Consider the following 24,354-nt stretch of genomic DNA (forward strand, 5'->3'; position numbering starts at 1 on the left):
CGGTCGCGCTCCTCCGGCGGTTCCGGCCTACAACCGCTTGCTCCGCGAGGTGACCACGTTCAGCCCGCGGCTGTAGTGGTACACCGGGTCGGCGTCCGGCTCGGCGAAGCCGTGCGACTTCAGCAGTGTGTTCGCGTCCACGTCGGCCTCGGCGGGGTACAGCGTCCACGGCTCGTGCTCCACGTCCGTGTACCGGATCGACCCGTCCTGCGCCTCGGTGTAAAAGCGGTAGCGCTCCACGAGGAACTCGGCCATGGGGTCGTCGGGGGCTCGGAACGCCTCGCCCGTCGGGCGGTACGCCGCCTCGTAGCGTGCCGGTCGCGAACCGGGGTGAAGTCGCCGGCTCCGGAAGCGGACGCCGCCGCGACCGTCCGGACCGAGCGAGATCCGAGCGTAGTAGTACGGAAGATGGTGGAACACGCGAGCGCCGACGACGCTCGCGACGCCCTGCGCGTCGAGGCTGAAGAAGTAGACGCTCGGGACGCCGTCGCGGGTCACGTACGTGCGAACGTTCAACTCGGGCAGGCGGATGCCGGCCCCCGCCGGGAGACCTTTCGGACGGACGGCGACGTTCGTGAACGGGACGACGGACAGCCACGCGGCGCCGTCGTAGGTATCCGGATCGAGCCCGTCGGGGAGGTGCGCGTCCATCACGTCGGGATCGACCGGCCAGTTCTCGAACAGGAGGTGTCGCCAGCCCATCTCCAGCGGGAGGACCATATCCGCGCTCGGTGGGCGGGCGAGAAACGTCTTGGGTTCGTCGCGCTCAGATCTCGCCTTCCCACTCCTCCAACGTCGCGGAGACGGCGCTGGCGAGGTGGTTGAAGTCGCGAAGCTCCATCCCGTCGCTGGTGACGAGCACGCCCTTGTCGCGCCCGTCGATGCGGACGGCGTAGCCGTTTTCGAACACGCGCAGGGTGTAGCGATACTCGCCCAACTCCGTGCCGGAGTAGCCGTCGCTTGCCATCGCGAAGTCCTGCCGCTCGGTGCCGATGAACGCCATCAGGTCGGCGTCTTGTTCGAGGTCGTCGCGCAGGTACAACTGCTCGTGGTCGGTGCGCGAGAAGAACGTCACCGATCGCGCGTTGTCGCCGACGGTGGTCCGGCACGTCGAGACGAGTCGATCCGCGGCCTCATCGGGGAGCAGTTGGGTCATATCACCCGACTGCCGGCCGCAGCGGTAGTCGGTGTGGTAGCCGCCATCCTTGCCGGTTCTCTCCGATCACACCCACGGTGTGAGATACCATTGATCACGTGCTGCTTTCCGTCTCGATCCGTTCGGTGGGAGTATGTCGACCGCCGATCCGGCGACCGACGATACCGGGGCCGACAGCGACCCGTTCGGCCGCGCGGTCCGTGACTTCCACCGCGGCGAACAGTCAGACCCGCTGTGGTGTGTCGACGGGGACGAGCGGTTGGAGCATCCGATCCAGCGGTTCTACTTCGAGGAGCGAGACGAGTCGGTGTACGAGACGCTCGAGGAGGATGGAGTGGCGACGCCGCTGCTCGACCTCGGCGCGGGCGCCGGGCGCGACGTGCTCCGGTTTCAGGAACGCTACGACGGCGAGACCGTCGGACTCGAACCGTCTCCTCACCTCGTGGAGACGATGCGCGAGCGCGGCGTCGCGTCGGCGGTTCGAGGCGACATGTTCGCGCTGCGCGAGTCGTTCGACCGCGACCGATTCAGAGCCGTCTACGCCCACGGCACCCAACTCGGCCTGGCGCGCCCGCCGCACCGCCTCCGTGGGTTCCTCGGCGATCTCGCGGTCGTGACCACCGACGACGCCGTTGCCGTGCTCGACAACTACGACCCCGAGGCGGACGGCGCGCGCGATCTCCTGGGGTGGCGGCCCGACCCGACGCCGGGAATGGGCTACCGCGTGATGCACTTCGAGTACGAGGGGGACGTGGGCGACGCCCTGCTGTTCCGGCCGTTCGCGCCCGACGTGCTCCGGGAGGCGTGTGTCGGCTCCGAGTGGTCGGTCGCCTCGGTGCGGTACACCAGCGACCACCACTACGAGGCGGTGTTGCGGAAGCCCTGAACCCCCGGCACTCCTCACTCCCCGTCGTCGCCTCCGACGCCCGCGTCATCGCGCTCGGCCGGGTCCCACGCCTCGAGCGGGTCGCCGCCGAGGACGAACTCCTGGCCTTCGTGTGCCGTGAAGACGACGTACACCGTCTGTTCCGGGATTCCGAACCGTTCACCGAGTTCGGCGGTCAGCCGGCGGGCGAGCGCGTGGCGCTGCTCGACGGTCCGACCGACGCGGACGTCCGCGTTCACGAGCGCGACCGGACCATCGGGGTCGGCACCGCCCAACTGGGGGTCGGTTTCCACGACGACCACCCCGACGTGGTCGGTTCCGGTGTCCATGACCTCGGCGTAGGTCTCCGCGACCCAGTCGGCGAACGACGCGCGCTCACGGTCGGTGACGGCCACCGAGAGGTCGAAGCGTAGGTGTGGCACAGACAAACGATCCGCGTGTGAGGGATAGCTGTGTCGCCGTCGACCGCCTCAGGTCGACCGCTCGGCGACGTAGGTGCCGCTCGCGTCGCGCAGGGTCACGGTCTCGCCGTCGTTGTTCAGCGTCGGTCGCCCCCGACCCCAGTACAGGTCGGAGTCGGTGTCCTCGCCGCTGCCGACGTGGAGCGTGACAGTCGCACCCGCCGCCAGCGTCGTGCCGTCGGGGAACTCGTAGGTGAAGCCCGCCTCGTCCGACAGCGTCCATCCCGAGAGGTCGACCGCCTCCTCGTCGCGGTTCGTGAGCACGACGTACTCGTCGTTGAGGTTCTCGCCGTCGTCGCCCTCGGCGTCGGCGTGGATGCGTGAAACGACCACCCCGTCGCCTGCGGGCGTCGCCGTCGCGGACGCGGTTGCGGTCGTCTCGTCGTCGCCGGCGGGACCGGGCGTCCCCTCGCGGCAGGACCACAGTCCGCGACCCGCCGTCATCGCGCGCTCCTCCGCGGCGTAGAACGCGTCCCCGCGCTCGAACGAGGAGTCGTACACGCGGGCGAGCCCTCGGTCGATCAGCGCGTAGTTGAACGAGCCGCCGTCGTGGTGGACGTACACGAGCAGCCGATCGTAGTAGCCGCGGCGTGGCTCGTTCGCGTCGAACGCCAGCGTCACTTCCTCCCCGAGGAGGCGGTTCTTCGCGTAGGCGCTGGCGCGCTCGCCGTACTCGCGCAGGCACGTCCGGCCGGCCTCCGTGTCGGGGACGCCCTCGAACTCGTCGGGCGTGTTCTCGCCGTAGACCTCTGGGGTGTCGACGCCGAGGAGTCGCGCGGTGTCGGTCGTGCCGTTCTCGTACTCGAACCGGAACGTGTCGCCGTCGACGACCTCGACGACCGTGACGCGAGGTCCGTCCGCCGGCGGGGCGGCGGTCGCCGGCGTTCCGTCCGACCCGGGCGGCGCCGTCGCGGTGCCCTCGCCGTCGGGGGTCGCGTCGCTGCCCGCGGGACCGACGACACACCCCGCCAGCACGAGCAGGAGACAGCACGCGAGCGCGGCGAGACGGGGGCGAGCCATTCGTGGCTGACGGGTGGTGCGGCGGGCGGAAAGCAGTTCTGGATGCCGCGCCCCCGCCGGGCGAGCGCGCGCTACTCCCGGCGTTCGTAGGCGACGAAGTCGAACGCGTCGCGCTCGGTGCGCTCGAGTTCCCGCCAGTGGTCGGCGTCGAACTCGGGAAAGGTGGTATCGCCGTCGTACGAGTCGTGGACTTCTGTCAACGTCAGTTCGTCCGCCAGCGGGAGGAACTGTTCGTAGACGGCGCCGCCGCCGGCGACGTAGACCGTCGCGACGCCTCGGGCGACGGCGTCGGCGCGTGCGGCCGCGAGCGCTTCGTCGACGGATTCGGCGACGATCACGTCGTCCGGGAGATCGGGGCCCGATCGCGAGAGCACGATGTTCGTGCGGTCGGGGAGCGGCCCGCCGATGTCGCTCGCGATCGACTCGTACGTCCGTCGCCCCATGATCACGGGGTGACCGGTGGTGGTCTCCTTGAAGTGGCGCATGTCGGCGGGGAAGTGCCACGGCATCCCGCCGTCGGCGCCGATGACGCCGTTGGCCGCGACGGCGGCGATGAGCGAGACGCGAAGGTCGCCATCGGCGTCGGTGTCGCCGCCGGCGTCACCGCCCACGGCCGAGCCGGACCCGTCGGTCATCACTCGGCGACCGCGAACTCGATGCCCGGCGCCGGGTCGTAGTTCAGCAGTTCGACGTCGTCGAACGCCAGCTCGTCGAGCGGCTTGTCGGCGACGCGCAGCGTCGGTTTCTCGCGCGGCTCGCGGCCGAGCTGCCGCAGCAGGCCGGGGACGTGGTCCTTCTTTTCGTCGCCGTCGGCCTCCGCGGGGGCGGTCTCCTCGATCCAGTCGGCCAGCCGCTCGTACTCCTCGCGCGACTCGGCGTCGGCCAGGCCGTCTCGGAGCATCCCCCGGGCGTCCGCGTCGCCGTACCAGTCGCCGCGCTCGCCGGTGCCGCAGTAGACGTGTGCGTCGACGACGCTGTGCGCGAACGTGCCGGGCTCGAAGCCGGTTCGCTGGGCGACCGCCGTCAGCAGGATGGAGTAGGCGGCGATGTTGAACGGGACGCCGAGCGCGAGGTCGCCCGAGCGCTGGGTGAGATGGAGGTTCAGCCGGTCGCCCTGCACGTTGAACACGAAGGTGTAGTGACACGGCGGAAGGGTGGAGACCGTCGCGTTCGCGGGGTGCCACGCGTTGACGACGATCCGGCGAGAGTTCGGATTCTCTCGGAGGGTGTCGAGCACGTACGCCAGTTGGTCGAACGTGCGCTCGTCGTCGTTCATCCAGCGGTGGGTCTCGTCCGGCCACGTCTCGCCCTCCAGTCCCTCCTCGGGAACGGGGTAGCGCCGCCAGAAGCGCCCGTAGGCGGTGTCGAGGCGGCCCTCCTCGTCGGCCCACGCATCCCAGATGCCGGTCTTCTCGCGGAGGTCGCGGATGTGCTCCTCCCCCGAGAGGTACCACAGGAGTTCGTGGATGAGCGACCGCCAGCGGAAGCCCGAGAGGTCCTTCGTCGTGAGTAGGGGGAAGCCGTCGGCGAGGTCGGCCTCGTAGTGCGTCGAGAACGCAGAGAGCGTGTCGACCCCGGTCCGGTTCGGCTTGTAGGTGCCGTCCCGGAGCACGTCCTCGACGGTCGAGAGGTACTGCTGCATACGCGAGAAGCGCGGGGCGTCCGTGATAGACCTACCGAACCCGGCCACCCGTCCGGAACGCCAACCCCCAAGACCCGCCGTCGCCTATCGCCGCCCGTGATCCACAACCTCGCCGCCGGCATTCAGGCGTTCACGAGCAACGCGTTTCTCGTCTCCGGTCCCGCCAGCGCCGACGCGCCCGCGACGACCGACGACGGCGACGCGGGCCGGCGCGTCCTCGTCGACACCGGATCGAACTTCGATATCCTCCCCGCGATCCGCGAGCGCGTCGACGACCTCGACGCGGTGGTCCTCACGCACACCCACCACGACCACGTCGGCAACGTCGAGGCGGTGTGCGACGCCTTCGGCGTCGAGACGTGGGGCTTCGACACGGGCCAGCCGAGCGTCGACAACGAGCTTCCCGACGGCGGACGCGTCGACCTGGGCCTCGGACGCTACGAGGCGCTGCACACGCCCGGGCACAAGAACGACCACCTCTGTCTGTACGACGAGGACGCGGGCGTGCTGTTCGCGGGCGACCTGATCTTCCAGAACGGCGGCTTCGGACGGACCGACTTGGAGGAGGGCGACCGCGACGCGCTGATCCGGAGCATCGACCGCGTGCGAGAGCGCCTCGACGGCGACGGCCTCCGTGAGCTCCACGTCGGCCACGGCCCGAGCGTGCTGGACTCGCCGTACGACCACGTGGAACTCGCCGGTCGAGCGGCGCGGTCTCGGTAACGGGGCGACCGACGGGGAGTAGCCGCCCCGGCTGAACTGCGTCAGCGGCGCGGTCGCGGTAACGGGGCGACCGACGGGGAGTAGCCGCCCCGTCTGAACTGCGTCAGCGACGCGGCGCCACCGGGCTCGCTACCGATCGCGTGCTGTCGCCAGTAACGCGCCGTACGCCTCCCGGTACGCCGACGCGACGGCGTCGGGGTCGCTCCGTTCCTCGCCGGTCAGCGGCCGGAGATCGTGTGTCGAGCGGGGATCGAGCATCTCGGTGACGCGGTCGACGTGGATCTCCAAGGTTCCATCGTCGCGGTCGCCGGTCGCGGTCTCGCGCGCGAGCGCCCAGCGGTCGCCGCCGTAGATGCGACACCGGCCGGGGTCGACGACGGCGACGGCGTCGAACTCGACCCCGCGAAGCGGCATCGCAACGTCGCCGTACGACTCCACGAGCGCGATGCCGTCTCTGCCCGCCGTCTGAACATCGTCCGCGAGCCGGTCGAGCGCGGGGAGGTGTCGCTCGCGCATCGCGTCGTTGAACGCTCGAACCGAGTCGACGCGGCGGGCGTCTGCGAGCGGGAGATCAGCTCGGAGCGGATCGGGGAGGTCGGTCGCTCCGTTCACGACCCACTCGTCGCCGTCGGCGGTCCGAACGCGGTCGACGAGGAACGTTCGGCCGGACTCGCCGAGCAGTCCCGTTTCGCCCGGCGTCGGTCGCCAGAGGCGGTGGATCGGATTCCGACGCTCGTGGGACGCGTCGCTGTCGGCCGCCCGGAGGAGTCGATCGATGTCTTTCCCGTAGAGGCGTCCGTCGCCCGCGGCGCGGCGCACGTCGTCGTGGTCGAACCAGCGGTCGTTGCCGGCGCGGGGCTTGAACACGCGCGGCTGCGAACCGTCGGCGCGGAGTCTCGCGGCCAGGCCGACCGCGAACGTGGTCTTGCCCGCGTCCACCGGGTCCGCGCCGGCGACGAGGAGCCTCACTGCTCGTCCGCGGACGCGTCCTCGGCTGCGTCGGCAGTCCCGTCCGCGCCCTCGGGCGTGCCATTGTCGTCGTCGCCGTCGCCGCCGTCGTCGGCGAGATCCTCGGGGCGTCGCAGCCCGTAGTACCCCGGCTCGTCGTCGGTACGCGGCTCCGCGACGACGAGGTCCTCGGCGTTCGTCATGACCCACGGGATCGCCCAGTCGAGCAGCACCTCCTCGGTCTCTTCGTCGATCGCTGCGTCCGGCTCCAGCCCCTGGAGGAGCCGGGCGATCTCCGTGACGGTGTACATCCGGTCCGGTTCGAACAGCTCCGCGGGCGTGTAGAAGTCACACGGGTACAGTCCGGTGAACTCCGATTTCTCGATCGGCATACGGGGCCGTAGCTCGCGGCGGCGCTAAAACGCGACGGGTCGGGAGCGACCGCGATCGCCGGCGATCCGCGTCGAGCGGTCGGCCTACGTCGGGAGGTCCGCTTCGGTCCCGCACTCGGGACAGACGAACTCCATGCCGTCGTCGCCGGGGACCGCTGCGAGCGCTTCGTGCCCGCATTCGCGACACGTGGCCGGGACGCGAACCTCCGTCGAGTCGGCCGGCGCGCCGAGCGCGAGCGCCTCGACGGGCTCGTCGCCCTCGTTGCTCCCGGTCTGGTACTCCCCGGGTGCGAACCGGATCGCCTCGCCCTCGCCGACCTCGACGGCACCGTCCTCCGTCTCGAACGTCGCCGTGCCCGAGAGGACCACGAACACCTCCTCCTGGTCGAGGTGGGTGTGCATCCCGCCGGAGAACCCCTCGTCCGGGTCGAGGCGGTAGTGGTTGATCGCCATGTCCTCGGCGCCGAGTGCGTCGGTGAGTCGGCGCATCTCCACGTCCCTGCCGAATCCGCCCGTGTCGGCTTCGTCGATGTCGATGTGTTCCATCGGTCGGGGTCTCGGTCGGCGGCGACATGAATCGTCCGGCGGCGGAACCCCGCGTCGCCGGCTCCGCCTCAGTCTCCGCTTCCGATTCTCACCCCAGGTGTTCGGCCGCCAGCGACTCGTGTACCGCCTCGATCTCGGGGATTCCGGCGTCGACGGTGCCGCCGTGATAGCAGTGGGTCGTCTCCAGGTCCCTCCCTAACTCGGCGAGCCGACCCACCGATCGCGTCGCCTCGGCCATGTCCGGCGTGAAGTGCTCCGCCGGGCTGATCAAATCGCCGTCGTCGCCCCGGAGCGCGTCGGCCGCGAGCAGCACGCCGGACTCGGGGAGGTGAAACGCGAGGTGTCCGGGCGCGTGGCCGGGCGTGAACACCGCCCGCATCGGCCCCGCATCGGTCCTGAACGTCACGCCGTCCTGGATCTCCACGTCGACCGGAACGGGGTCGTACCGTTCACCGTCGGGGTCGCTCTTGATCGGGAACTCCCGACCGTCGACGTACGGCGTCGCGGCCTCGTGGGCGTACACGGCGGGGTCGGCGGCGCGCTCGCGAACCGCCGCCAGTCCGCCCGCGTGGTCGCCGTCGTGGTGCGTGAGCACCACGGCCCAGACGTCCGCGAGATCGAGGCCGTGGGCCGCCAGCGCGTCGGCCACCTGGTCGGCCTGTCCCGGGAGCCCCGTGTCGACCAGTAGGGGGCCACGCGGGGTCTCGACGGCCACCGGATGGAACGACGCCGTGCCGTTCTCACGCTCCATCGTCAACTCTAGGGTGTACACGCCGTCCGCGAGTTTCATGCGCGGTCGTTCGGGTCCCGACGGGGTAACTGTGGGTGTCGCAGACGCGGGAGCCGGGCGACGCGGCTGCACCGCAGCAAGCATGGCGCTGTCGCTGGCAGATCGGGGGCGAAAGAAGTCGAGTGCTCTGCTTGGATCCCTCCGGACCCGTTCGTCGTCGCCAGCTTACTCGAAGAGTTCGCGGGCCTGTTCGTAGCGGGCGCTGGGTTCGGTCCAGTCGACGACTTCGAAGAACGCGGAGACGAAGTCGCCGCGGGCGGGGCCGTAGTCGTAGTAGTAGGAGTGCTCCCACACGTCCAGCGCGAGGATCGGGTGGCCGCCCCAGATTGCGCCCTGGTCGTGCTTGTCGACGACGACGTTGCGCAGTTGGTTCGAGAACGTGTCGTAGACGAGCAGCGCCCAGCCCGACGCGTTGCCGGCGGCGGCCTCGAACTCGCCCTTCCACGCCTCGTAGCTCCCGAAGTCCTCGGCGATCCGGTCAGCGAGCGCGCCCGACGGCTCGTCGCCGCCCTCCGGGCTCATGTTCTGCCAGAACAGGTCGTGCAGGATGTGCCCCGAAGAGTTGTGCGTCACGTTCCGGATCGCGCCCGCCGAGGAACCGAACTCGCCGGCCTCGCGGTTCTGTTCGAGCGTCTCCTCAGCCGAGTTCCAGCCGTTGACGTAGCCCTGGTGATGGGTGTCGTGATGCCACGTCAACACCTGCTCACTAATGTGCGGCTCCAGCGCGTCGTAGTCGTACGGCAACGGATCGAGTTCGTAGCTCATGTGCGTCCCACCGTAGGACCCTCTGGCAAAAGAGCGTTCCCTGAATCGGTTTTACGTAGCGATTCCGACAGGACGTACGAACCGTTCACAACACGTACGGACCGCGCTGGCGGATCGGTTCCTCGTGCGGTTCCCCGGCGACGCAGACGACGCGCAATCCCGCGTCGTCACCGTCGGAGTCGGCCCCCGAATCATCGGGAGCGAACTCGGCCGTTCGTCCGTCCTCGATCGGAACCACGTCGCCGGTCTCGAACCGGTCGCCATCGACCGTGCCCGCGCCGGCGACGCCGAAGGCGAAGCCGGTCCAGCCGTCGGGAACCGTCCAGGTCCACGCGTCGTCTACGCGGGCGTCGAGGTACTCCATCGGCGTGTGGAGTTCGAGCGGAGAGCCGTCACCGACGACCGTCGTCACGGTCGCGCCGTCCTCGGTCGCGGTCGGGAGATCAGCGGCCGCGGCGTCCGCGTAGTCGGCCTCGACCTCCTTGTGTTCGCGCGGGAGATTCACCCACAGCTGGAGGCCGTTGCAGGCGGCGCCGTCAGCCGGGAACTCGGAGTGCCGGATGCCGCCGCCGGTCGTGATCCGCATCGCGTCGCCCTCGCGAGCGGTGTGTGACACGCCCAGCGAGTCCTCGTGTTCCATCCCACCGTCGAGCATGTACGAGACGATCTCGAACCCGCGGTGCGGATGCATCGGGAACCCCGCGTCGGGGTCGATGTAGAACCGCTCGAACAGGACGAACGGGTCGCGGTGCGACGGGTGTGCCTCCGTGGGGAACGCGCGCGTCGAGTTCACGCCCGTGCCGTGGCGGACGCGTCCACCGGGAATCGGCCCGGCGTGGTCGAGTCGCTCGGGATCGGTCATCGACTGATCGCCTCCATGCCGACACCGAGTCGACCGTCGGGGATAACGCCCGCGTCGCCGGAAGGTCGCTGGAAGGTCGCCGGGAGCAGGCAACGAGCGTCGTGAAAAACCGAGCGCGCGCCGATCGTCAGATCCGCGGCTCGGCGTCGTTGGCGTCCTCCAGCGAGCGGTTGTGTAGCGCGTCGCCGCTCGTGGCGTCGAACAGGTGGACCGCGTCCGACGGGAACCGCGCGACGACGGACTCGCCGGCGTCGATGCGGCGCATGCCGCCGACGGTCGCGACGAACGTGTCCGTCGCGTCCCCGTCGAACCCGAGGTACACGGCGTTCTCGTTCCCCATCGGCTCGACGACGTCGACCACGGTGGCGAACTCGTCGTCGCCGGCCGCCTGGTCGTCGGCCGTGACCTCGATGTCCTCCGGACGGACGCCGAGAGTCACGCCCGCGGCACCTTCGACGGCCTCGCGCATCTCGGCCGTCAGCGGGTAGTCGAAGCGGTCCGTGACCAACCGGTCGCCCTCGACGGTCGCCTCGAAGAAGTTCATCGACGGCTCGCCGATGAACCCCGCGACGAAACGGTTCGCCGGGCGGTGGTAGCACTCCAGCGGCGTCCCCGCCTGTTGGAGTTCGCCGCCGTCGAGAATCGCGATCCGGTCGCCCATCGTCATCGCCTCCGTCTGGTCGTGGGTGACGTAGACCGTCGTCGTGTCGAGGTCCTCCTGGATTCGCTGGAGCTCCGTGCGCATCTGTGAGCGGAGCTTCGCGTCGAGATTCGACAGCGGCTCGTCCATCAGGAACACCTCGGGCTCGCGGACGATCGCCCGCCCGAGCGCCACGCGCTGCTGTTGGCCGCCGGACAGCTCCGACGGCTTTCGGTCGAGCAGCTCCGGGATGTCGAGCAGGTCGGCGGCGTTCTCGACGCGCTCGTCGATCTCCGCGTCGGCCATGTCGGTGGACTCCTCCAGTCCGAATGACATGTTCTCCCGGGTGGTCATGTGCGGGTACAGCGCGTACGACTGGAACACCATCGCGATGTCCCGGTCCTGCGGCTTCTGGCCCACGATGGACCGCCCGCCGAGGCGGATATCGCCGCTGGTGACCGTCTCCAGCCCGGCGACCATCCGCAGCGTCGTCGACTTCCCGCAGCCCGACGGCCCGACGAGGACGAGGAACTCGCCGTCCTCGATGTCGACCGTCACGTCGTCGACGGCGACGATTTCGGAGCCGTCGTCGTCTGTGAACACCTTCCGTACGTCGTCGAGTTCGAGTTCAGCCATTATCAGAGTCCCCCGTGTGGCCCGCGAGCGCGGGTCAGTCGGTCGTGATCGGTCGCTCCGACGGCGCGTACCGTCGGTGTTGCGGTCCGGCGGCGTGCGGTCACCCGCACACACCGCCGCGGCATCTCCGTCGACGGCGTCGTCGCCGTCGCTGTCGCGCTCGGAGCCGCCGTCACGTGGCCACCCCTTCGGCGAACTCCTCGCCGAACATGATGTACACGATGAGCGTCGGGAGCGCGGCGACGAACGCCCCGGCCATCCGGAGCGCGAAGTCCTGTCCCTCCATCGACTCCCCGAGTCCCGCGAGGATGAGCACGACCGGGGCGGCCGGGCTCGACTCGGTGGACACGAGGATGAGCGCGAACAGCAGGTCGTTCCAGATCTGCGTGAACTGGTAGATGAGCACGACCGCGAACATCGGCGTCGAGATCGGGAAGACGATGCGGCGGTACACCCGACGGAACGTCGCCCCGTCGAGGCGCGCCGCCTCGATCATCTCCTCGCTCACGTTCCGGTAGTACGACCGGAACAGCACCATGCAGATCGGGATGCCGTACGCGACGTGGGTGATCGTCAGTTCGACCAGCCCGACGTACGACTGCGGGACTCCGAGCACCCACAGCGGAGTCAACAGCTCCGCCAGCGGCACGGCGCCCCAGAACTGCGAGAGGGGGACGAGCACCGCCTGGTACGGGATGAAGATCCCGGCGACGAGCATCGCCAGCACCGGCGCCTTGTAGCGGGCCCGCCAGTCGGCCTGCGTCAGGCCGTAGGCGGCGAAGCTCCCGAACAGGGCGGAAATGATCGTCGCGGGCACGGCGTACAGCGCGCTGTTGACCATGCCGCGACCCAGCGCCGCGATCGCCGTCTGCCACTTCTCCAGCGTGAAAAAGCGCGGCGGCGGCGGCGCGAACGGCAGCGTCGAGCTGATCCCGCCGGGGTTCGTCTTGAACGCGGTGACGAGCCCGGATTCGATCGGTGTCAGGAAGAACACCGTCATCCCGATGATCGCGGCGTACAGCGCCACGCGGTAGCCGTCGAGCGCCGCGAGGTCGTCGCGGACGCGGGCCGCGACGCCGGTCGAGTCGGTCGGATCTGTCGGGTCGGAGTCCTCGTGTGATGCGTCGCTCATAGGTTCCCCTGATTGTACTCGTAGTAGAGGTACGGGCCGATGATCGACAGCGCCATCAAGAACAGGATGATCGCGATCGCCGACGCGTACGCCCAGTTGTTCGTGCTGTACGCCTCACGCACCATCTTGGTCGCGAGGATGTCCGCCCCGTTGGGCGGCCGGTAGCCGCTGACGAGCGAGTACAGGAAGTCGAATGCCTTCAGCGCGAACACCATCAGGACGATGGCGGCGCTGATCGTCGACCCCTTCAGCTGCGGGATGATCACCCGCCAGTACATCTTCAGCGTCGACGCGCCGTCGACGCGGGCGGCCTCGTAGTGCTCGGTCGGGATCGCGCGCAGCCCCGCGAGGTACACGACCATCGTGTACCCCGAGAACTGCCACACGAGCGCGAACACCACCGCCCATAAGACGAGCGAGGAGTTCCCGATCCAGTCGACCGGGCCGATCCCCACGGTGCCGAGGGCGATGTTGACGACGCCGTTGTTGAAGTTGTACATCCACAGCCAGAACTGCGCCGTCACGACAAACGAGAGACTCATCGGCAGCAGGTAGATGGTGCGGAACGTGTTCTCGAACCGGATGTTCCGGTCGATGAGGATCGCAAGCACCAGCCCGACGGCGAGCGCGACCGTGGTGAACCCGACGACCAACAGGAACGTGTTGACCGTCGCGTCGATGACGCCCGAGTCGTTGACCGCTCGGACGTACATCTCGAAGTCGAGGTCGGAGTAGTCCGGGCCGACGAACCCCTTGTAGTCGGTCAGCGAGATGACGAAGTTCCACGCGATCGCGCCGTAGACGAACAGCCCGACCAGCAGGAACGGCGGCAGCCAGAAGGGGGCGGACTCGGTGAAGTCCTCTCCGAACCGCTCGTTGAGTCGGTCTCGGAAGCCGTCGCCGCCGGCGGCGGTGCCGCCGTCGGTCACGACTGCCCCCGCTTCGGTCGCGGCCGCGTCGCCGGTCGAAACCGGGTCGTCGTCGCGCTCGGAACCAGCGCCGACGTCGTCACTGTCGGCGTCACCGTCCGCGGCGCGCCGGAGCCTGGTTCGAGCCGTCGAAAGAAAATCGCGCATGGGAACGCGCTCAGTTACTGACGGCGTCGATGAAGCCGTCGGTCGCGGCCTCGACGTTGTAGGGGCCGGTGAACTCGCTGGAGATCACGTCGTTCAGCGAGGACCGCTGGTCGGCCGTGATACCAAGCCCGTGCTGGATGTTCGGCGGACGCTGGTCGGCGTCGGCGAAGTCCTCGGCCGTCTGCTGGAGGTACGGCCCGAACTCGCTCATGTCGACGTCCGTCCGGGTCGGGATCGAGCCCTTGTACTGGTTGAACGCGACCTGTGCGGCCTCGCCGCCGACGAACTCCAGCCACGTCCGCGTGTTCTCGGGGCTCGGGTTGTTCGACGGGTAGAGGAACGAGTCGAAGTGGAGGGTGTACATGCCCTCGGTGCCGGGGAACGTCGTGAAGCCCCAGTCGCTCTCGTACTCGAAGTCGTCGGCGTTGCGGTAGGCGCCGGCCGCCCAGTTACCCTGGTGGATGAACGCCGCCTCGCCGTCGATGATGTTCTGGTTCGACTCCGTCAGCCCGATCGAGGCGGAGTCGTCGTTGATGTAGTTCTCGAAGATCGTCGCCAGCGACTCGAAGGCGCCCTGGATGGCGTCGCGCGACGGGTCGCCCTCGACGAAGTTCATGTACTCGTCGTAGCCGGCCTGCCCGAGGAGCGTGACGCCGAACAGCTGCGTCTTCGTCCAGGTGCCGCTGCCGCCGTGCGTCATCGGGGTCGCGTCCGTCTCGCTGGCGACCGTCTCCAGCGCGTCGACGAGCGCGGAGACGCTGTTCAGCGAGGACGGGTCGACGCCCGCATCCTCGACGACCGAGGTGTTGTAGAACAGGCAGTTCAGCCGGTGGGAACCCAGCGGGACGGCGCGGAACGCGCCGTTGTACTGGTGGAGATCGACCGCCTCCTGCACGTGACTGTCGGTGAAGCCCGCCTCATCCCAGAGGTCGGAAACGTCACCCAGCACGCCCTCGTAGCGCGCGAGGTTGGGGCCCGGCCAGTTCGCGAACGAACTCGGCGGGTTGTCGTTCTGCAGCCGGTTAGCCACGACCGCGTCGAGGTTCTGGTTGCCGCCCCCGCCGATGGGGTTCATGTCCAGTTCCGTGTCCGGATACTCCTCGTTGAACGCCTCCTCAAGCGCCTCGGCGGCCGTCGCGCCGTCGCCGCCGGTCCAGCCGTGAAGCACCTCGACCGGCGCGTCGCCGCCGCCACCGCCGCCCATGCCCGAACAGCCCGCCAGTCCGACCATGCCGGCAGCCCCGAGGGCGCCCGCGCCTTTCAGTACGTCTCGTCGGTTGAGTTCCGTGTCCTTCATCATCGTTCCTCCGTGCGTGGAGTCAGCTCACGATTTCGGTAGCGAGTACTTAAGACTTGTCGATATTTACTCCACTGCGAATGAAATTTTGGTACAACAGTCGTTGTACCTCTCGAATTCACGGGTCCAACGCTGCGGGAACGGTGACGGGACTCGGCGTCAGCGTGCGCCGGCCGCGCCGTCGCTTGACGGCGTTCCGGGGATCGACTCGTCGGTTCCGGCGAGGGCGTTCAGCAGGGTGACCGCCTCCGGCTTCGAGAGCGGTTCGTTCGCGTTGCCGCAGTGGGGCGACTGGACGCAGGCGGGACAGCCGCCGGCGCAGTCGCAGGCGGCGATCAGGCGCGCCGTCCGCGCGAGCAGACGGTCGGCGTCGCGGTACGACTCCCGCGTCAGCCCCACGCCGCCGGGGTAGCCGTCGTAGATGAACACGGTCGACTGTCCCGTGTGTGGGTGAAACGGCGTCGACACGCCGCCGATGTCCGCACGGTCACACAGCAGGTCCAGCGGCATCAGCGAGATGGAGCCGTGTTCAGCGGCATGGATGCCGCCGTTGAAGCCCGCGTCGCTCCGCCCGGCTTCGGCGGACTCGCGGGTCGCGTCGCCCCCCGCTCGGTTCGAGACCTCGCTTCGCTCGGCCTCGCTCGCCAGTTCGCGCATCTCTCGCTCCACGTCCGAGGGGACGGTGTAGTACAGCGCCCGCGTCCGTAACGTCGTCTCCGGGAGGTCGAGCGCCTGCGACCCGATCGTCTCGCCGGTGGAGCCGTCCTTGCGCTCGAACCCCGTGATCTGCTCGGTCACGGTCACGTCGGCGAACCGCACCTCGGTGTCCTCGCGGGCGTCGAGCGGGCGGCTCCGCAGGTCCTCGTTCACGACCACGTCCTTGTCCGTCAGCACCCGGGTGTAGTAGTCGGCCCAGGTCGGCCGCAATCGGGCCACGTCGCGATCGAGGTCCAGCTCGTCGACCTCGTAGGTTTCGCCCTGGTGGTGGTAGACCGCGCCCGGGTGGGCGTCGCGCAGGGCGTCGCCGAACGAGAGCGACGCGATCACGTCGCTACTCCGGGCGTCCATCAGGTCGATTTCGCGGTCGTCGATCGTCCGGAGGCTCATCGAGTGCTGTGCGCTCCCGGGGCCGTCGTACGTCCAGCGAACCCCGCGGGAGGTGTCCATCCGTTCGAGGGTGCCGTCGGCCTCCAGCGACTCGACGATCGACTCGAAGGAGTCGCCGAAGTGCGACTCGTCCTCGGGGCGCAGCCAGTTCTCGTCGGCCGCGCTGGCGACGTGGCTCGGCAGCAACTCCCCGTTCTCGGGGTCGACCATCGCGCGCTCGGGGTCGCCCTCGAACAGGTCGTCGGGGTTATTGACGAGGTACTGGTCCAGTTGGTCCTCGCCGGCGACCATGACCACGAGCGCGTCGTCGGCGCCGCGGCCGGCGCGGCCGGACTGCTGGAACGCCGACATCCGGGTTCCGGGGTAGCCGTCGAGGATCACGGCGTCGAGGCCGCCCACGTCGACGCCGAGCTCCAGCGCGTTCGTCGACCACGCGCCGGCCACGTCGCCGGAGTGCAGCCCCGATTCGATCTCCCGGCGACGCTCGTCCGTCAGGCTCGCCTGATACGCCTCGATCTGTCCCGCGAGGTCGTGTTCGCCGCGCTGGCGCAGCTCCTTCGCGGAGTCGCTCGCGTAGCGCTCGGCGGTCTGGCGCGCGCGGGTGAACACGAGCGTCTGGTACCCCTCCTGTACCAGATCACAGAACAGTCGCTTCGTCTCGGTGTGGCTCGACCGCCGTCGACCGGATTGCTGGTCCGCCTGCCGACCTTCGTACTCCGCCGGGTTCCACAGCAGCCAGTGGCGCGGCCCGCGCGCGGAGGCGTCCTCGTCGACGAGCGTGAAATTCGACTCGGGGCGAGCGGTCACTCGCGCGGCGTGTTCGACGGGGTTTCCGATGGTCGCCGAACAGCACACGAACTGCGGGTCGGCGCCGTAGCGCTCGCAGATGCGGTTCAGTCGGCGCACCACGAGCGCGACGTGGCTGCCGAACACGCCCCGGTAGCCGTGCACCTCGTCGATGACGACCGTCTCCAGGGACCCGAAGAACCACTCCCAGTGCTTGTACGCCCACGGGAGCAGCCCGTAGTGGAGCATGTCCGGGTTCGAGAGGAGGACGGTCGGCTGGCGGTCGCGCACGTCGCGCTTCTTCGCCTTCGACAGCCGCCCGGTGTACTGCTCGACGGAGACGCGAGACCCGAACCCGAGTCCGTGCGCCAGGTCCGAGAGCGACTCCTCCTGATCGGCAATGAGCGCGTTCTGCGGGGCGAGATAGAGGGTGCGACCGCCGTGGTCCATCGCCCGCTCGAACGCCGGGACGGTGTACGCGAGCGACTTCCCGCTGGCGGTGCGCGTCGCGAGCACCACGTCGTCGCCGTCGCGGATCGCCTCGACGGCGCGCGACTGGTGGTCGTACAGCGACTCGATCCCTTCGTCTGCGAGCGCGCTCGCGAGTCGGGGCTCCAGTTCCACGTCGGCGACGGACGCCTCGCGACCGGGAAGGGTCCGCCGGTCGGCGATCTGGTCCTCGTAGTAGGGTCGCGAGCGGAGCCACTCGACGGTGTCGTCCACGGTGATCGTGGATGGGGGCTGGCGCGCTTACCGGTTGCGGTCGGTCCGGGTCCGACCCCTGACGGCTCAGGGGCGTCCCGCCCGCGAGTCGGAGACGCCCCGACTCACTCGCGGTCGTCGCCGCCGTCGGCCGCCGGGAGCGCGACGCCGGCGTCGCGGGCCAGCGCGACGAGGCCGACGCCGTCGTACACGTCGACGGGCGCGGCGCGGGCGCGGCGGGTCGCGTCCGCGTCGACCTCGTCGACGGTCGCGAGCACGGCGAAGGAGAGCCCCCGCTCGGCCGCGAACGCCGCGAACTCGTTCACGTCGTCCAGGGTCACGGGCGTGCGTCGGAAGCTGACGACCGCCCGCTCGTCCGGGGCGTCCGCCCCCTCGCGCACGAGCGACAGCTCGACGGTCCCGTCGGGGGTCGCTGGCGCGACCGTCGCCTCGTACTCGGGCCAGATACCGCCCAGCCGCTCGGCGAAGGCGGCGAACTCTTCGTCGGGGAGCGCGGCGAGTCGGTCGGCCGGGTGGCGCACGTGTCCGTTTTGTGGCGCGGTGGCGAAAAACCGCATCGGTTCGGCCCGCCGGTCCCCCGATCGCCGCTGGGTTGATTACGGCCCCGCCGTCACCACCGGTATGGACCCGACGGCGAAGCGAGCGGCGTACGACGACCCGGTGACGCTCGCGGTCCCCGGCGGGCGGCTTACGATCGACGCGTCGTACGTCGGCGCCGAGACCGAGGAGATCAGGCGGCAGGCGCGCGAGTACCGCGAGGGGAACCGGACCGCGTTCGACCTCCCGGTCCGGTACCCCGACGGCTTCACCGGGCGGGTGATGGGCGCGATGGCGACCATCCCCTACGGGGAGACGCGGACCTACGGCGACATCGCCGCCGACCTCGACAACGCGCCCCAGTCGGTCGGCGCGGCCTGCGGACGCAATCCCGTCCCGCTGATCGTTCCGTGTCACCGCGTCGTCGCCGTCGAGGGGCTCGGCGGCTTCTCCGCCGAGGGCGGCCCCGAGCTCAAGCGACACCTGCTCGACCACGAGCGGAGCGACTCCGTGCAGGCCACGCTCGACGGCGGCGGTCGCGCGGCCGATCGGGGCTCGGGGGCCGACTCGAGTGGCGGAGCCGACGAAGACGCCGGACCCGACCGATGAGCGAGGCCGGCACCTACACGCTGGTGTTCGCTGTCCCCGACCCGATATCCGTCGAAGTCGGCGCGCTCGGCGTTCGGGAACTGTCCGCGGGGGCGTACGCCTACACGGGGAGCGCGCTGGGCGCCGGCGGCTTCTCGCGGATCGACCGCCACCGTCGGGTCGCCGCCGGCGAGCACGACGTGCGACACTGGCACGTCGACTACCTCGGCGGCCACGAAGCGGTGTCGCTCCCGGCCGTCGAACGCCTCAGCGGCGGCCGTGACGAGGAGTGTCGCCTCGCGTGCACGGTCGCGGACGCGGCCGCCGAGCGCGACCCGGTCGCCGGGTTCGGAGCCTCCGACTGCGACTGCGCGTCCCACCTCGCGCGGTTCGAGGGCGTCGCCGCCGCCGAATCATCCGTGACGGCGGCGTACGACGGGCTCCGGGAGCACGACGCGATCCGCGAGTGAACCGCTGGCTCGTCCGGCCGCTGACGGAGCGCTTTTGCGGGCGGCCGCGTACCCGACGGTATGTTCCCGCCGCTCGCGTACCTGCAGTGGATCGAGGGGCGCCCCGAAGCCGCCGAGCACGACCTCGGCACCAGTGATCTCAGACGCCTGCCGGACGGCGACCCGGACGATCCCGTGCCGCCCCGGCTCCGCGGGCTCTCGGAGCCGGAGACCGATCGATCGCTGCGCGAGCGGGTTGCCGCCGAGTACGGCCTCGACGAGGCGAATGTGCTGCTCACGGCGGGCGCCACCCACGGGGGTTTCTCGCGGCCGCGACCGCCGCCGCGCTCGCCAGCGAGCGCGACGATGGCGACGCGACCGACGGCGGCCGAACCGAGGAGGACGGTCCCCGTCCGTGCGCGCTCGTCGAGAAACCGGGCTACGAGCCGCTGGTCGAGACGCCGCGCGGGATCGGCAGTGGCGTCGCGCGCTTCCGTCGACCCGGCCCGGAATACGGGCTCGAGCCGGACCGCGTCGCGGCCGCCGCCCCCGACCTGTCGGGGCCGCTCGCGCACGTCACGGTGACCAACCGGCACAACCCGACCGGCACGCTGACCGATCGCGCGACGCTGGCTGCGACCGCCGAGGTCGTGGCCGACCACGACGGGTACCTGCTCGTCGACGAGGTGTACGCCCCCTACACTGTCGGTAGTAGCGACGACGAACCCCCCGGCGGCGCCTTCGGCGGACCGACAGGCGCCGGACTGCCGGCGACGGTCACCGTCGGGTCGCTCACGAAGTTCCACGGCCTAGCCGGCCTCCGTGTCGGCTGGATCACCGGACCCGAGGAGTTCGTTGAGCGCGCGCGAGAGGTGGAACAGCACGTCCCCGGGCTCGCCGCGCCCACCGTCGCGCTCGCCCGGCGGTTCTTCGCCCACCGCGACGACCTGGTCGCCGACGCCCGCGACCACTGTCGTCAGAACCACGACCTCCTTGCCGCGTTCGTCGCCGACCGCGACGATCTCGTGGGAACCGTCGAAGCGGGGTCGCCATTCGCGTACCTCGAACACGAGCGCGCCGACGGCGACGCGGTGAGCGAGGCCGCCTGGGAGGCGGGGGTCCTCGTCGTCCCTGGCCGGTTCTTCGAGTTGGACGCCGGCGTGCGCGTCTCGCTGGGGCGCGCTCCCGACGACTGCGCGGCCGCGCTCGACGCGTTCGGACGGGTGTTAGACGAGTTGTAGGCGGGATCTGCTACCCGACGGATGTGGCCACGACCTGCTGTTCGACACACCGTGAACGATTCCGCCGCGTCATGCGTGCGTCTGACGGATGTTTTTACCCTCACAGGTCAACCGATTGTCTCATCAGGGTCGCCGAAGGCCGGGATCGCGGTACGGGGTCGTCACCTGTGTCGCGGTCGCCGCGCCTCGCAGGCGGTCCGACCCACGAACCAACGATGACACAGCCATCAGTGCTCGAAGACACCGAAAGCGGCATCCACGACACGATCGACGCCCCCCGAGACGGGGGAGCCGTCTCGGGGGTCGTTCGCGCCGTCGCGGCGGTCGACGGCGTCGACCCCGTGGATCTGGACGCGACCATCGAGGAAGCGATCGACGCCGACGCGCTCGAATCGCTCGCGCGTCACGACGCCACCGACTGGCGCCTCGAGTTCCCGCTCGGCGACCACGCGATCGTCGTCGAGGGCGACGGAACCGTCCTCGTCGACGCCAGCGTCTTCCCGAACCGCTTCTGAGCGCCAGTAGGTCGCGGTGCGGCCGACTGCGCTCAGTCAGCTCTCTCTTCCTCGTCGTTCGCGCGGTACCCCTGCCCGAACGAGTACCCCGCGATCAGCGCGACCACGGCGAACAGCCCCAAGACGAGTCCCGCAGCGCGGTCGGCGAACGGGACGCCGTCGAGCGATCCCGTGAGATACAACGCGGTGAGGACGGTGAGAAAGCCGAACAGCGGGAGGGCGATGAGTCGGTTCATACCGACGGCTGGGTACGACTCCTGTTAACAGTATCGCGGCGAGGAGCGGACCGAGTGGACGGTGACGACGAGCTACCGAAGCGCCGCAGCCACCTTCTCGACCGGGTGGGGCGGGTCCCCGTCGGCGCCGTCGCGCTCGGCGAGTTGTGACCGACAGGAGGCGCCGGGGGCGGTGACCTCCTCGCCGGGGCTGTCGTCGACCTGGTCGAAGAGGATGGAGGCGATGGCGGTACTCATCGAGTAGTGCTCCGCCTCGTAGCCGAAACTCCCGGCCATCCCGCAGCAGGTGGAGTCCAGCGGGTCGACCTCGTAGCCCGCTCGTCGGAGCACCCCGACCGCGTGGTGGTCTTTCTTCGTCGCCTTCTGATGGCAGTGGCCGTGGTAGGCGAGCGCGCCCTCGCCCCCCAGGTCCATCGACTCGTCGAGTCGGAAGGCGTCGACGTACTCCAGCACGCCGTAGCTGTTGGCGGCGACCCGGGCGGCCGCCTCGGAGTCGTGCAGATCCAGCAGATCCGACTGGAGCATCACGGCCTCGCTGGGTTCGACCACGACCACGTCGCGGCCGCGTTCGATCCGGGGAGAGAGATCCGAAACCGCCTCGGCGGTCCGTTCGCGCGCGGTGTCGAGGAATCCCATACTGTGGGCGGGACGGCCGGTGTCCTCCACGTCCGCAAGTTCGACTCGCACGCCAGCCGCTTCGAGCACGCGGACCGCGGCCTTGCCGGCGTCGGGGTGGTTGTAGTTGGTGTACGTGTCCGGGACGAGAACGGCGACGCGCTCGGCGTCGGCCTCAGTGATCTGGGAGCCGCCGCGGGCGTCGTACCAGTCGCGGAGGGTGGTTCGGTGGAACGCCGGCAGGTCGCGCTCGGCGGCGACACCGAGCAGCTTCTCCCCGACGAGACCGGCGCCCGGGAGGCTCGTCGCGAGGTTCGACACGGGTGCGAGCGCGCTCCCGACGCGAGAGACGAGGTTGATATTCGCGAACAGGCGGTCGCGGAGGCTCGGCCCCTCGCGCTCGTGGCGCTCGTGGGCGACTTCGGCCTTCAGCTTCGCCATGTCGACGCCGCTGGGACAGTTTCGCTTGCAGCCTTTGCAGCCCACGCACAGGTCCATGACCTCGCTCGCGAACTCCTCGGAGAAGGGGTCCGCCGGCAGGTCGCCCGACATCGCTCCTCGAAGGAGGTTCGCCCGGCCGCGCGTGCTCTGAATCTCCTCGTCTGCCGCGCGGAAGGTGGGACACATCACGCCGCCGGTCGTCGACTGGCCGCCGCGGCAGCCGCCGCAGCCGTGACACAGCTCGGCCATGCCCTGGAAGCCGTTCTCGTTGTCCCAGTGCAGTTCCGGTTCGAAGCCGGCGTCGAAGGCGTACTCCGGGTCGAACCGGAGGTGCTCGGTGAGGCTGTGGTCGCCGCAGACGTTCCCGGGGTTGAGCAGCCAGTCCGGGTCGAACGCCGTCTTCAGGTCTCGGAACGTGGCCCACAGGTCGTCGCCGTACAGCTTGCGGTTCCACTGGGTGCGCGCGCGGCCGTCGCCGTGCTCGCCGGAGACGCTGCCGCCGTACTTCACGACGAGGTCGCTCGCGCCGTCGGCGATGCGCTCGAACTGCTCCAGCCCGTCGACGGTCTTGGTGTCCACCAGCGGCCGGATGTGGAGGACGCCCGGGCCGGCGTGGGCGTAGAAGGACGCGAACGTGCCGACCTCGTCCAGCAACGCCTGGAAGTCGCGGGCGTAGTCCGCGAGGTGCTCGGGAGGCACCGCGCAGTCCTCGATGAAGGAGATGTGCTTCGCGTCGGAGGTGCGGCTGAGCAGGATCGGCATCCCCGCCTTGCGCATCTTCCAGAACGTCGCGCGCCGCTCGGGGTCGTGCGCCTCCAGCGCGTGCGTCGCGACCGTCTCGCCGCCGGCGTCGACGCCGGCGTCCGTGGGCTCGACCGTCGTCTCCGTCCCCGGACAGCGGTCGGCGACGAGGTCCGCCACCGTCCGCCGCCCGTCGGCGTCGTCCTCGGCGTAGAACTCCACGAGGAGCACCGAGTCGGTGCCGTCGGGCAACAGCCCGACCACGTCGCCGAACTCGGCGGTCTCTCTGGCCAGATCGAGGAAGGTGTCGTCCATCACCTCGACGGCCGCGGGGTCGTGTTCGAGGATGCGCGGCACGTCGTCCATGGCGTCGATGAGCGAGTCGTACGTGAGCAGCGCGACCGCCTTCGTCTCGGGGATCGGCACGAGCGAGACGGTCGCCTCCGTGACGATTCCGAGCGTCCCCTCGCTCCCGCACATGAGCCGTGCGAGGTTGACCGTCGCGGGCTCGTCGGGTTCGTCGGCGCCGACGCCCTGTCCCGTCCCGCTCGCTTCCTCGGAGGCGGGTCCCGCGTCCCACTCCCCGCGCGCCTCCTCGACGAGCACGTCGAGGTTGTATCCGGAGACGTTGCGCTTCATGTCCGGATAGCGGGCGGTCACCTCGTCGGCCTCCTCGTCGAGGATCCGGACGACCTCGGCGTAGATCCGTTCGAGGAGGTCGCCCTCGGGATCCGCCTCCTCTCGCACCGTCGCGACCTCGATCGCGCCGAAGGTCTCGACGGAGCCGTCCGCGAGCACGACCTCACACGACTCGACGTACGCGTCGGTCTTGCCGTACTTCAGCGAGTGCGATCCCGTCGAGTTGTTGCCGATCGCGCCGCCGATCGCGGATTTGTCGCGCCAGGCAGGGTCCGGGGCGAACTTCAGCCCGTGCGGTTCGGCCGCCTCGTTGAGCTCGTCGACGATGCAGCCGGCGTCGACGGTCGCCTCCCGGGCGTCGGGATCGAACGCACGGATCTCGTTCATGTGGCGCGTGAAGTCCAGGACAACGGCCTCATTCACCGACTGGCCCGCCAGCGACGTACCGCCGCCGCGCGGGAGCACCGGGATCTCTCGCTCCGCGCAGTAGGACATCACCGCCGCCACGTCGTCGGTGTGGCGGGGGAGCACGACGCCGATGGGCGTCTGCTGGTACGCGGAGGCGTCTGTCGCGTACAGCTGTCGAGAGTACGTGTCGAAGCGCACGTCGCCGTCGACGAGCTCCTCCAGGTCCGCGACGAGCCCCGGCTCCGACACGTCTTCGGAGCTGTAGTCGTAGTCGGCGCTCGTGAGGTCCGGTCCGCCGTCCGGCGGCGACGGGGCGTCGGAAGACATCTGGTTGTCGGTGGGTCGCGTGGGAGTCA

The 24,354-nt window shown here is 69.9% G+C and carries 25 protein-coding genes and 1 pseudogene; 6 read left to right on the forward strand and 20 right to left on the reverse strand.

Annotated elements, in window-relative coordinates; translation table 11 throughout:
• Positions 1-27: 27 nt before the first annotated feature.
• Positions 28-720: a YqjF family protein gene (locus P0Y41_RS03940; protein WP_284062672.1), complete on the reverse strand. Its 693-nt coding sequence runs from the start codon at positions 718-720 to the stop codon at positions 28-30.
• Between the two features lie 46 nt (positions 721-766).
• Positions 767-1,156 carry a DUF7522 family protein gene (locus tag P0Y41_RS03945; protein WP_284062673.1) on the reverse strand — a complete coding sequence of 130 codons (390 nt, stop codon included), beginning with the start codon at positions 1,154-1,156 and terminating at the stop codon, positions 767-769.
• Between the two features lie 133 nt (positions 1,157-1,289).
• Here P0Y41_RS03945 and P0Y41_RS03950 point away from each other — a divergent pair, with 133 nt between their 5' ends.
• On the forward strand, positions 1,290-2,042 hold the full coding sequence (locus P0Y41_RS03950; protein ID WP_284062674.1) for a class I SAM-dependent methyltransferase: 753 nt from the start codon (positions 1,290-1,292) through the stop codon (positions 2,040-2,042).
• Between the two features lie 14 nt (positions 2,043-2,056).
• Here the strand turns inward: P0Y41_RS03950 and P0Y41_RS03955 are convergent, their stop codons facing one another.
• From P0Y41_RS03955 to thyA, 4 genes are all read right to left on the reverse strand, one after another.
• Positions 2,057-2,464 (reverse strand): tautomerase family protein, encoded by a 408-nt coding sequence (locus tag P0Y41_RS03955; protein WP_284062675.1) that lies wholly within the window; start codon positions 2,462-2,464, stop codon positions 2,057-2,059.
• Positions 2,465-2,512: 48 nt separating this feature from the next.
• A complete protein-coding gene (locus P0Y41_RS03960) occupies positions 2,513-3,523 on the reverse strand; it encodes a lamin tail domain-containing protein (protein WP_284062676.1) in 1,011 nt (336 codons plus the stop codon).
• Between the two features lie 71 nt (positions 3,524-3,594).
• The gene (locus tag P0Y41_RS03965) at positions 3,595-4,158 is read right to left on the reverse strand and encodes a dihydrofolate reductase (RefSeq protein WP_284062677.1); all 564 of its coding nucleotides are present in this window, start codon (positions 4,156-4,158) and stop codon (positions 3,595-3,597) included.
• The gene (gene thyA / locus P0Y41_RS03970; protein ID WP_284062678.1) at positions 4,158-5,165 is read right to left on the reverse strand and encodes a thymidylate synthase; all 1,008 of its coding nucleotides are present in this window, start codon (positions 5,163-5,165) and stop codon (positions 4,158-4,160) included. Before thyA ends, P0Y41_RS03965 begins: the two co-directional genes overlap by 1 nt.
• Before the next feature lie 96 nt (positions 5,166-5,261).
• Between thyA and P0Y41_RS03975 the strand changes: the two genes are divergently transcribed.
• Positions 5,262-5,888, forward strand: a complete 627-nt coding sequence (locus P0Y41_RS03975) for an MBL fold metallo-hydrolase (protein WP_284062679.1) — start codon at positions 5,262-5,264, stop codon at positions 5,886-5,888.
• A gap of 129 nt (positions 5,889-6,017) precedes the next feature.
• On the opposite strand, the gene P0Y41_RS03980 is transcribed toward P0Y41_RS03975, so the two are convergent.
• The 12 genes from P0Y41_RS03980 to P0Y41_RS04035 form a co-directional block, all read right to left on the reverse strand.
• Entirely contained in the window at positions 6,018-6,857 is an 840-nt protein-coding gene (locus P0Y41_RS03980) for an ATPase (protein WP_284062680.1), read from the reverse strand.
• Positions 6,854-7,228: a DUF5827 family protein gene (locus P0Y41_RS03985; RefSeq protein WP_284062681.1), complete on the reverse strand. Its 375-nt coding sequence runs from the start codon at positions 7,226-7,228 to the stop codon at positions 6,854-6,856. Before P0Y41_RS03985 ends, P0Y41_RS03980 begins: the two co-directional genes overlap by 4 nt.
• Positions 7,229-7,312: 84 nt before the next feature.
• On the reverse strand, positions 7,313-7,774 hold the full coding sequence (locus P0Y41_RS03990; RefSeq protein WP_284062682.1) for a cupin domain-containing protein: 462 nt from the start codon (positions 7,772-7,774) through the stop codon (positions 7,313-7,315).
• Between the two features lie 88 nt (positions 7,775-7,862).
• Positions 7,863-8,564: an MBL fold metallo-hydrolase gene (locus tag P0Y41_RS03995; protein WP_284062683.1), complete on the reverse strand. Its 702-nt coding sequence runs from the start codon at positions 8,562-8,564 to the stop codon at positions 7,863-7,865.
• A 165-nt stretch (positions 8,565-8,729) separates the two neighbouring features.
• Entirely contained in the window at positions 8,730-9,329 is a 600-nt protein-coding gene (sod, locus tag P0Y41_RS04000) for a superoxide dismutase [Mn] (protein ID WP_284062543.1), read from the reverse strand.
• Positions 9,330-9,414: 85 nt separating this feature from the next.
• Positions 9,415-10,191: a pirin family protein gene (locus P0Y41_RS04005; protein WP_284062684.1), complete on the reverse strand. Its 777-nt coding sequence runs from the start codon at positions 10,189-10,191 to the stop codon at positions 9,415-9,417.
• A 127-nt stretch (positions 10,192-10,318) separates the two neighbouring features.
• Complete coding sequence (locus tag P0Y41_RS04010; protein ID WP_284062685.1) at positions 10,319-11,467, reverse strand: ABC transporter ATP-binding protein; 1,149 nt, start codon at positions 11,465-11,467, stop codon at positions 10,319-10,321.
• Positions 11,468-11,639: 172 nt separating this feature from the next.
• Positions 11,640-12,599, reverse strand: coding sequence for a carbohydrate ABC transporter permease (locus P0Y41_RS04015; RefSeq protein WP_284062686.1), 960 nt, complete (start codon positions 12,597-12,599; stop codon positions 11,640-11,642).
• Entirely contained in the window at positions 12,596-13,675 is a 1,080-nt protein-coding gene (locus P0Y41_RS04020) for a carbohydrate ABC transporter permease (RefSeq protein ID WP_284062687.1), read from the reverse strand. The genes P0Y41_RS04015 and P0Y41_RS04020 overlap by 4 nt, the downstream gene beginning before the upstream one ends.
• Before the next feature lie 10 nt (positions 13,676-13,685).
• Entirely contained in the window at positions 13,686-14,975 is a 1,290-nt protein-coding gene (locus tag P0Y41_RS04025; protein ID WP_345783185.1) for an ABC transporter substrate-binding protein, read from the reverse strand.
• A gap of 156 nt (positions 14,976-15,131) precedes the next feature.
• On the reverse strand, positions 15,132-17,588 hold the full coding sequence (locus P0Y41_RS04030; protein ID WP_284062689.1) for a DEAD/DEAH box helicase: 2,457 nt from the start codon (positions 17,586-17,588) through the stop codon (positions 15,132-15,134).
• 104 nt (positions 17,589-17,692) lie between these two features.
• Positions 17,693-18,109, reverse strand: a complete 417-nt coding sequence (locus P0Y41_RS04035) for a restriction endonuclease (protein ID WP_284062690.1) — start codon at positions 18,107-18,109, stop codon at positions 17,693-17,695.
• 139 nt (positions 18,110-18,248) lie between these two features.
• On the opposite strand from P0Y41_RS04035, the pseudogene P0Y41_RS04040 reads away from it, so the two are divergent.
• The 4 genes and pseudogenes from P0Y41_RS04040 to P0Y41_RS04055 form a co-directional block, all read left to right on the forward strand.
• Positions 18,249-18,638 (forward strand): annotated as a pseudogene (locus tag P0Y41_RS04040) (methylated-DNA--[protein]-cysteine S-methyltransferase); the annotation flags it as partial.
• Positions 18,639-18,730: 92 nt separating this feature from the next.
• On the forward strand, positions 18,731-19,183 hold the full coding sequence (locus P0Y41_RS04045) for a GIY-YIG nuclease family protein (protein ID WP_284062691.1): 453 nt from the start codon (positions 18,731-18,733) through the stop codon (positions 19,181-19,183).
• Positions 19,184-19,632: 449 nt separating this feature from the next.
• Positions 19,633-20,403 (forward strand): pyridoxal phosphate-dependent aminotransferase, encoded by a 771-nt coding sequence (locus P0Y41_RS04050; RefSeq protein WP_321170860.1) that lies wholly within the window; start codon positions 19,633-19,635, stop codon positions 20,401-20,403.
• A 215-nt stretch (positions 20,404-20,618) separates the two neighbouring features.
• On the forward strand, positions 20,619-20,918 hold the full coding sequence (locus P0Y41_RS04055; protein WP_284062692.1) for a HalOD1 output domain-containing protein: 300 nt from the start codon (positions 20,619-20,621) through the stop codon (positions 20,916-20,918).
• A gap of 32 nt (positions 20,919-20,950) precedes the next feature.
• Here the strand turns inward: P0Y41_RS04055 and P0Y41_RS04060 are convergent, their stop codons facing one another.
• Positions 20,951-21,154, reverse strand: coding sequence for a hypothetical protein (locus P0Y41_RS04060; protein ID WP_284062693.1), 204 nt, complete (start codon positions 21,152-21,154; stop codon positions 20,951-20,953).
• Positions 21,155-21,226: 72 nt separating this feature from the next.
• Positions 21,227-24,325: an FAD-binding and (Fe-S)-binding domain-containing protein gene (locus P0Y41_RS04065; RefSeq protein ID WP_284062694.1), complete on the reverse strand. Its 3,099-nt coding sequence runs from the start codon at positions 24,323-24,325 to the stop codon at positions 21,227-21,229.
• Positions 24,326-24,354 lie beyond the last annotated feature (29 nt).

The sequence above is a fragment of the Halobaculum halobium genome (genome assembly GCF_030127145.1).
GTDB lineage: Archaea > Halobacteriota > Halobacteria > Halobacteriales > Haloferacaceae > Halobaculum > Halobaculum halobium.